The 7468-nt window shown below is 53.6% G+C and carries 7 protein-coding genes; all 7 read right to left on the bottom strand.

The annotated features are described in order from the left end of the window. Positions 1-180: 180 nt before the first annotated feature. Complete coding sequence (locus GOM71_RS21480) at positions 181-1764, bottom strand: 2-isopropylmalate synthase (RefSeq protein WP_156284807.1); 1584 nt, start codon at positions 1762-1764, stop codon at positions 181-183. Positions 1765-2546: 782 nt separating this feature from the next. Continuing rightward, complete coding sequence (gene tsaD / locus GOM71_RS21475; protein ID WP_367649740.1) at positions 2547-3608, bottom strand: tRNA (adenosine(37)-N6)-threonylcarbamoyltransferase complex transferase subunit TsaD; 1062 nt, start codon at positions 3606-3608, stop codon at positions 2547-2549. Next, the gene (rimI, locus tag GOM71_RS21470; protein ID WP_483311059.1) at positions 3608-4144 is read right to left on the bottom strand and encodes a ribosomal protein S18-alanine N-acetyltransferase; all 537 of its coding nucleotides are present in this window, start codon (positions 4142-4144) and stop codon (positions 3608-3610) included. The genes tsaD and rimI overlap by 1 nt, the downstream gene beginning before the upstream one ends. Next, positions 4141-4971, bottom strand: coding sequence for a tRNA (adenosine(37)-N6)-threonylcarbamoyltransferase complex dimerization subunit type 1 TsaB (tsaB, locus tag GOM71_RS21465; RefSeq protein WP_156284805.1), 831 nt, complete (start codon positions 4969-4971; stop codon positions 4141-4143). The genes rimI and tsaB overlap by 4 nt, the downstream gene beginning before the upstream one ends. Next, on the bottom strand, positions 4952-5455 hold the full coding sequence (gene tsaE, locus GOM71_RS21460; protein ID WP_156284803.1) for a tRNA (adenosine(37)-N6)-threonylcarbamoyltransferase complex ATPase subunit type 1 TsaE: 504 nt from the start codon (positions 5453-5455) through the stop codon (positions 4952-4954). The genes tsaB and tsaE overlap by 20 nt, the downstream gene beginning before the upstream one ends. An 18-nt stretch (positions 5456-5473) precedes the next feature. Further along, the gene (gene thiL, locus GOM71_RS21455) at positions 5474-6523 is read right to left on the bottom strand and encodes a thiamine-phosphate kinase (RefSeq protein ID WP_156284800.1); all 1050 of its coding nucleotides are present in this window, start codon (positions 6521-6523) and stop codon (positions 5474-5476) included. A gap of 25 nt (positions 6524-6548) precedes the next feature. Beyond that, complete coding sequence (locus GOM71_RS21450) at positions 6549-7424, bottom strand: YitT family protein (protein ID WP_156284798.1); 876 nt, start codon at positions 7422-7424, stop codon at positions 6549-6551. Between the last annotated feature and the right edge of the window lie 44 nt (positions 7425-7468).

Raw genomic sequence — 7468 nt, 5'->3', positions numbered from 1 at the left:
AATAGTGTAAGCTAAACATGGAATCGATAAATTCGTTTCCCGGGTATCCTATTGCCATTTTTCTGAATCCCCTCCCTTTAGAAAGACGAGATCCTTCATACGTGCGTTATTCTTTTCACAGAAAAAAGACTGTGGGTAACCACAGTCTCCTGGTGAAATTTACGATTCAGTTGCTTGCGATTAAACGACTTCCGCCTCTTCCTCTGCGCCATCATCCTGCTTCTTGCCCGTCATAATCGCTTGGTTGCAGGCAGCGACATAAGCTTGAGCTGCGGCAAAAATGATATCCTTATGAATCGATGTGCCGCGGAATCGCTCTCCTTTGTTAATAATCGTTACGACCGCCTCGCCATGCGCATCCTCGCCTGTCGATACGGAATGCAGCTCCAGATCCTCGAATTCAGCGGCAACCGGAATCGCCTGTTGAATACAATGGATGACCGCTTCCAGCGGGCCTTCTCCCATGCCGGAGTAAGAGCATTCCTCGCCCGCCGCGCTGTCCTTTACCGTAACGGTGGCAATTCGGGATTTATGGCTGCCGGCCAGCACTTGCAGATCGACCAGCATGTAAGGATCCGGCTGCGTAGCTGTCGTCTCGCCTGCGATGCGGATCAGCTCGTCGTCGGTTACAATTTTTTTCACGTCGCACAGCGCTTTAAAACGGTCATATACTTCAGTCAGCTCAGCATCTGCAACTTCAATGCCGTATTCGGAAAGCCGATGTTTGATCGCATGGCGGCCGGAATGGCGGCCCAGAATGATCATGCTGCGTGAAATGCCCATCGCTTCCGGATCCATTATCTCATACGTATTGCGGTTTTTGAGCAGTCCGTCCTGATGAATGCCGGACTCATGCTGGAACGCGTTGCGTCCGACAATCGGCTTGTTGAAAGCGATCGGATAGTGCATAGCGCGGCTTACCATTCGCGACGTTTCATAAATTTCTCGCTGATTGATGTTCGTCTCCAGATTCAGCGCCGATTTTCGCGTCTCGATAATCATCGCCAGCTCCTCCAGCGAGCAGTTGCCTGCCCGTTCGCCGACGCCGTTAACCGTTACTTCGATTTGTGTTGCTCCCCCGCGAATAGCTGCCAGGCTGTTCGCCGCAGCCAGACCGAGATCGTTATGGTTATGTGCGCTGTAACGGACCGATTGGCCGCCGCGAGCCTGTGTGCGGACGGTACGGAACAGCTCCTCAATCTCATCCGGCAGCGCATAGCCGAGCGTATCCGGCAGATTGATAATCGTTGCGCCTTCTGCGATTGCCGTCTCCACCAGCTCGATCACAAAATCGCGGTCCGAACGGGTCGAATCCATTGCTGAAAACTCAATTTCATTCACAAATTGTTTGCCGTACGCGATCATTTCTTTCGTTTGCTTCAGCACTTCGGCACGCGTTTTCCGCAGCTGATGCTGCAGATGGATATCGGATGATGAGATAAAGACGTGCAGACGCCGTCTTGCCGCATCCCGAGTCGCTTTAATCGCGGCATCAATATCCACTTTCATCATTCGGGCGAAGCCTGCGATCTCGACGTTTTGCAGCTCGCGGGAAATTTGCTGCACGGCAGCGAATTCGCCAGGACTCGAAAGCGCAAAGCCCGGCTCAATAACGTCAATGCCCAGCTTAGCCAGCTGACGGGCAATTACGATTTTACGTTCAGGATCAATTGAAGCTCCCGGCGACTGCTCGCCGTCACGCAGTGTCGTATCGAAAATTTGAATTTGTTTCGTCACTTGATTGTTCGTTTGTTGTTGGCTCATCGTTATACCCTCCGTTAGATGCTTATTTTGGAACAAAAAAAACCTGCCGCCTCTTCTAGGAAGAGACGACAGGCTTTTGGCCGACCGTGGTACCACTCTCATTGGCTGAACCGTTAGATTCAAACCCGCTTGACGCCCGATTACGGTGGCCGGCCGTAATGATGTACGCAACCGCTTTAATGGCAGCTTTCCATCATTCCGCTCCCAGGCGAGTTCGAAAGGAAGCTTTGACTGCGTCGCACCGACCCGCAGCTCTCTGGTGAAGCAAGCAACTTGCTTGCTGTCATTTTCCCGGCTTCACTATCTACTATTCCTGTTCACAGCGTTAATGTCTATGTGATTGTGTTCGTTACGTAATTGTTTTTCCTTAATACGCGGTCAGACAATAAGAAAAGCCCGTCGTCTCTATGATTCAAGAGACGACAGGCTGTTATGTCCTGCGCGGTACCACCCTTGTTGACTATCGTTCGCTTGCTCAGTTACGAGCAGCATTCGTTAGTCCACCTTAGGCACATCGCCAACTCCGGATGTTAGTCGATGCGCACCCGATTACGGAGGTTAACCGTAACAACGTACTCGCTTTAGCTGCCATGGCCAGCTGCTGCCTCCGTTGATCCGCTCCCAGGCGAGTTTCAGGCTTCCTTCGACTGCGTTGCACCGTCCCGCAGCTCTCTAAATCCCGGATTGGCCTTACTATTCCTGTTCCTTGCGTTTGCAAAGTATGGAATTAAGTGATGTTGCTTATTATATTCCCCAAATAATATTCTGTCAATTCAATTTATTTAATTATTTTTATTGCCGGCCCAGCCTTCCAGCGAAAAGTTAGGCTCCGCCTTCATATCAAGCGGCGTAAACTCGCCGCGCTGCCATTTCAAATAGGCCGCAGCTCCAATCATCGCCGCATTGTCCGTGCAAAGGCGATGAGGCGGAACGAGCAAAGGGGTCGATTCAGCCTCGCAGCGAGCTGCGAGCGCCTCCCGCAAACCGCGGTTAGCTGCCACGCCGCCGCAAAGCAGCAGCTGCTTCGCACCGTATTGTTTAACGGCGCGAAGCGATTTTTCGACAAGCACTTCAATAACGGATTCCTGGAATCCTCGCGCCAACGCCGCTTTATCCAGCTCTTCGCCCTTCATGCCTGTCTGGTTAATGACCGCAAGCACCGCCGATTTCAATCCGCTAAAGCTGAAATCATAGGAATCAGCATCAAGCCACGCGCGAGGCAGCTCGATCGCCCGTTCGGACTCCCCTGCCAGCCGGTCGATATGAGGCCCGCCCGGATAAGGAAACTTCAGCGCGCGCGCCACTTTATCGTAAGCTTCACCGACTGCGTCATCGCGAGTTCTGCCGATCATGCGGAAGCTGCCTTCATCCTCAAGCAGTACCAGCTCCGTATGACCGCCGGATACGACTAGCGCCATGCATGGATATTCGAGCTCATGCACAAGCTGATTCGCGTAAATGTGACCCGCGATATGATGCGTGCCGATAAGCGGTACATCGAGAGCCAGCGCCAAACTTTTTGCCGCTACAATGCCGACAAGCAGCGCGCCGACAAGACCGGGGCCTTGAGTGACAGCTACTGCCGAAATATCCTCGAGCTTATAGCCGGATTCTTCAAAGGCTTGCTCGATCATAAGCGTGATTACTTCTACATGCTTGCGCGAAGCAATTTCCGGCACAACGCCGCCAAACCGCTCATGCACTTCGATTTGACTTGAAATCACATTCGACGCGATCTGTTTGCCGCCAATGACGACCGCTACCGACGTCTCATCGCAGCTCGTCTCGATCGCTAACAATACGCCTTTGCTTTGGTTATCTAATTGTTCATTCCCATTTTCGATCACGATTGTTGCTCCTCCGTATCGCCGTCATCTTCTCCGAAATGTCCCCTCGGGTCATTCGACCGCTCCTCGGAAAGCTCTGCCCACATAATGAGAGCGTCCTCCTGATTGTCCGAGTAATAGCCCGGCCTGATACCGGACGGCTCAAATCCCATTTTTCGATATAGCCGCTGGGCGACTTCATTGGATACACGCACTTCCAGCGTCATTTTGTTCGCGCCAAAGCCGACTGCCCTCCGCTGCAACTCAACGAGCAGCCGTTCGCCCAGCCCATTGCCTCGCCATTCCGCGCTTACGGCTATATTCGTCACATGGGCTTCATCTATAATAATCCACATGCCGCCATAGCCGATAATTCTGCCCTCGTGCACCATTACATAATAACGCGCGAACATATTGTTAAACAGCTCGTTGCGGAACGCTTCAGATGTCCATGGCGTAGTAAAAGCCTCTTGCTCAATTTCGACGATCCTTGCAATATCCTCCAGCGTCATCGCCCGAAAACGCACTTGCTCTTTCGACATCGCTGCTGTCATCGCTTCGTTTCCTCCGCTTGCGCTTGCTCCGCCTGTTTCGCCTTCAGCTTCACTTCCGCTTCCGTCAGCTGCGTGTAGTTCGGCGTAAAGGTGTGAGCATTATCGATTTCGCCCGCATCGAGCCTTAATTGTCCAAGCTCAGCTACATAGCGTCCTTCCAGTTCATACGGCTGAAGCCGCACCTCAACGCCCGCTTCGCCGCAAAGCTTCTGCAGACGCAAAGCCTCCGCTTCATGCAGCGACAAATCGCCAGCGAGCCAAATGCGGATCGCTCGTTGCGACGCTTCTCCGGCAATTCGCTCGGCAATACGGTCGACCCATTCATGCATTAAGCGCACGCCATCGTCGGCAAATCGGCTCCATTCGCCTTTCGGCGACATCGCAAATCCAGCTGTATATACTTGACCTCGCCGCGCGTCCATAATAGGCAGCACCCATTCCGTAATTAGCGATTGAGAGGATGAGGTGACAAAATTGTTCTCAACCGAGCTTTTCAAAGCTCCATAAGCGATCGCTTCAAGACTGGACACGCCTACGAGCGGCTTTTTCCACGCCCATGCCAACGTCTTCGCAGCCGCCACGGCAATTCTCATGCCTGTATATGAGCCCGGCCCGCTGCCGACAGCAATCGCGCCAAGCGCTTCGCTGCTTACGCCGCATTGCTCCATCAACTGTTTTAAATGGACAATAATATGGACCGAGTGATTGCGCTCGGCAAGCGACTGTATCTCGCCTAACGTCACCGATCCTTTTCGAATTGCGGCAGCCATCGCTGCCGTAGATGTATCGAAAGCCAATACAGGCCGATCATTTTTTTCCGCTATCATCGTTTCCTGCTCCTATCCCGTTCCACTCCGCACACCATAAGGCATACGGCTCGCCGATGCCCGTTAGACGGAAACGCCGTTCACCGTCACCGCCATGCTCGATATAAATATTAAGCCGATTTTCTGGCAGCAGTTCCTCAATTAAACTTGCCCATTCCACAATCGTCACGCCATTGCCGAAAAAATATTCGTCCAAGCCGAGCTCGTCCGCTTCATCCATCGACAGCCGGTACACATCCATATGGTAAAAAGGCATGTCTGCCCCGTCATATTCTTTAATGATCGTAAAGGTCGGACTGTTGACGATTTCTTTGACGCCAATCGCTTTGGCGAAATATTGCGAAAACGTCGTTTTGCCCGCGCCAAGGTCGCCGTCCAACGCAAGCAATGCGCCTGCATGCGCTTTAGCTGCGATCTTTTGCGCCAAAGCAGCCGTCTCCCGCTCGTCGCGCACTATAAATAATGCTTCTCCAGACTTGCTCATCAAACGTTCACCCGCTTACTAGCTAAAATGATTATAGCCTCGCTTCTCCACCCTAACCGCCCGCTCATCATCCTGTCGGACAAGATAAACAGCCGGTTCCCCAGCCTTTTCCTCCACATTGCCGATTATGTAGAACGGCAATCCTTCTTCGCGGAAGGCCGATTGCATCGCCTCGGCATCCTCCGTCTCCATCGTGCCAAGCAGGGCGTAATCTTCGCCGCCGTACAGCATCCAATCCAGCGGGTTGATGCCAACGCTGCCTGCATAGCTTGCCATGCTTCCGCTGCGAGGCAGCAATCGCTCCTCCAGCACGAGCGAGCAATCCGACGCTTCAGCAATTTCCCACGCTTCGCTGGCGAGTCCGTCGCTCACGTCGTTGAGCGACGTGCAGCTTCCGCGCGCCAGCAGCAGCCGTCCCGCCCGCACGCCGGGCTCCGGGCGGCGATGCGCCTTCAAGAGCGCGGCAACCGCGCGCTCCTCAACAGCGCTCGCGCCGACTGCCCGCTGCGCGAGCAGCCAGTGCAAGCCGGCCGCCGACATGCCGACAGGCGGGCCGGTCAACACAACGGCGTCGCCGGGCTTCGCCCCGGAGCGCCGCAGCGCCTTCCCCGCCTCGACGGCTCCCGTCACCGTCACGGCGATAACCAAATGCAGCGGCGACGACGTCGTATCGCCGCCCACAACCGCTACGCCGTAGCGTTCCGCACAGGCGTAAAGCCCGTCGTACAGCCGGCGCATTCGCTCCGGCCCGTACGACTTCGGCACACTGACTGACACCAGCGCGTGCAGCGGAATGCCGCCCATCGCGGCGATATCGCTAATGTTAGCGGCCAATGCTTTATAGCCGACGTCTTCGTCCGACATCGTCACATCGTTGAAATGAACGGTCTCTACCATCGTATCCATTGCCATAACCAGTTCATACGGTCCCGCGATGCCGGCAACGGCTCGCCTTGTATCGACAACCGCCGCATCGTCGCCGATGCCGAGCACCACGCCGCGGCTTCGCTGCCATTCCGCGCTTTGCCGCTCCGCCGTCCAATGGCGGATGCTTGCGAATTCGTCCAATGCTACTGTCTCCTTCAAACCGCTCCTAATGTATATCCCGTTTCTTAAAGCGTCCGCCCTTCACATCGTGAATATTGCCGACCGCAAGAAATGCAACCGGATCGAGCTCATGCACGATCGATTTCATTTTTGCCTCTTCAAGCCTCGTAATGACGCAGAAAATAACTTTTTTCTGTCCGCCGGAAAAGCCGCCTTCCCCGTGCAAATAGGTAACGCCGCGGCCTAATCGATCCATGATCGCTTCGCCGATCTGCTGCGATTCCTCGCTGATGATCCATACCGACTTCGACTCCTCAAACCCTTCAATTGTAATGTCGATCAGCTTAAAAGCAATGTAATAGGCGACAAGCGAATACATTGCCCGATCCCACCCGAATACGAAGCCTGCGCTGCATAAAATAAACAGATTGAAGAACATGACAATTTCGCCAACGGAAAACGGAAGCCGCTTATTAAATAAAATCGCGATAATTTCCGTCCCGTCAAGCGATCCGCCGAAACGGATAACCATCCCGACGCCAACGCCCAGAATAACCCCGCCAAAAGTGGCGGCCAAAAAATATTCTTCCGTCAACGGACGGACCGGATGGAGCAAGTAGGTGCCGATAGACATAACGCTTACGCCGTATAAAGTCGACATTGCAAACGTCTTCCCGATCTGCTTGTAGCCGAGTATCAGGAATGGCAAATTGAGCATGAAAAGAAAAATACCGAGCGGCAAATTGGTTAGATGAGACGCAATAATCGAAATACCTACGATGCCGCCGTCGATAATATGATTCGGCACGAGGAAAATCTCTAGCCCTACCGAAACGAGCACAGCGCCAATCGTAATAAAAAGTATACGGCGCAGCACCTCTAGCTTCGGCAGCTTCAAATGCTGATGATGTTGCTCCCCCATACGAGACCGCTCCTCTCCTCAGAGTCGACCTTTTTACTCTATTC

Origin of the sequence: Paenibacillus sp. NEAU-GSW1 (assembly GCF_009737085.1) — a bacterium.
In the GTDB taxonomy this organism is placed as follows: domain Bacteria; phylum Bacillota; class Bacilli; order Paenibacillales; family Paenibacillaceae; genus Pristimantibacillus.
Note: the sequence above shows the minus strand (reverse complement) of the source record. Positions and strands in the feature narration are given on the sequence as shown.